The sequence below is a fragment of the Flectobacillus sp. BAB-3569 genome (assembly GCF_002270355.1).
Lineage (GTDB): Bacteria > Bacteroidota > Bacteroidia > Cytophagales > Spirosomataceae > Flectobacillus > Flectobacillus roseus.
Genome location: NZ_NJFZ01000080.1, coordinates 1 through 778 on the forward strand (window position 1 = coordinate 1; position 778 = coordinate 778).

Here is a 778-nt window from a genome sequence, read left to right on the forward strand (position 1 = left end):
GCTTGGGTTTTAAACTCTTTGCTTAATTCCTGTTGCCTATAGGCTTTCAGTTATCGGCTTTCGGCAGAGAGTCTTTGGAAAAAGCATGGCTTGGKTTTAAACTCTTTGCTTAATTCCTGTTGCCTATAGGCTTTCAGTTATCGGCTTTTGGCAGTGGGCTTTGGGAAAAAGCATGGCTTGGGTTATTAAAAACTTGTTAAAACTCTTTGCCTGTGACTGTTGCCTTTAGGCTTTCAGGTATCGGCTTTTGGCAGTGGGCTTTGGGAAAAAGCATGGCTTGGGTTATTAAAAACTTGTTAAAACTCTTTGCCTTGTGCCTGTTGCCTAGTGCCTGAGCATTTTAAATCTTATTTTGCATGATTACTCATTAGTATTTGAGAAAATAGACTATGTTAAATTTTATAAAAATCCTAAGACTGTAACACCAGTCGTTGTTTTTGCTCAATTTTCGGGAACTTCTCTTTGGTTTGCAGTCAATGCCATTTTAAAGGATATTCAACCGCTATTTCCGCAAAACAATCATTTTTAGGCAACATGACTTCAGCTGTGCAATTAGGTTTTGTTTGTGGAACTCTTTGTTATGCCATTTTGGCAATTAGTGATCGATTTTCACCCAAATGGGTATTTGTTTTCTCTGCACTTTTAGGGGCACTAATCAACCTTCTTACGCTTAGGAGTATGGGAAACATGACCTTGCTTTTAAGCATAAGATTTGGAGTAGGATTTTTTCTAGCTGGTGTATATCCTGTTGGTATGAAAATCATGAGCGATTGGCATC

Annotated in this window: 1 pseudogene; it reads left to right on the plus strand. The window is 38.4% G+C overall.

The features are described from left to right. Positions 1 to 534: 534 nt before the first annotated feature. A pseudogene (locus BWI92_RS26440) lies at positions 535 to 778 on the plus strand (MFS transporter); the annotation flags it as partial.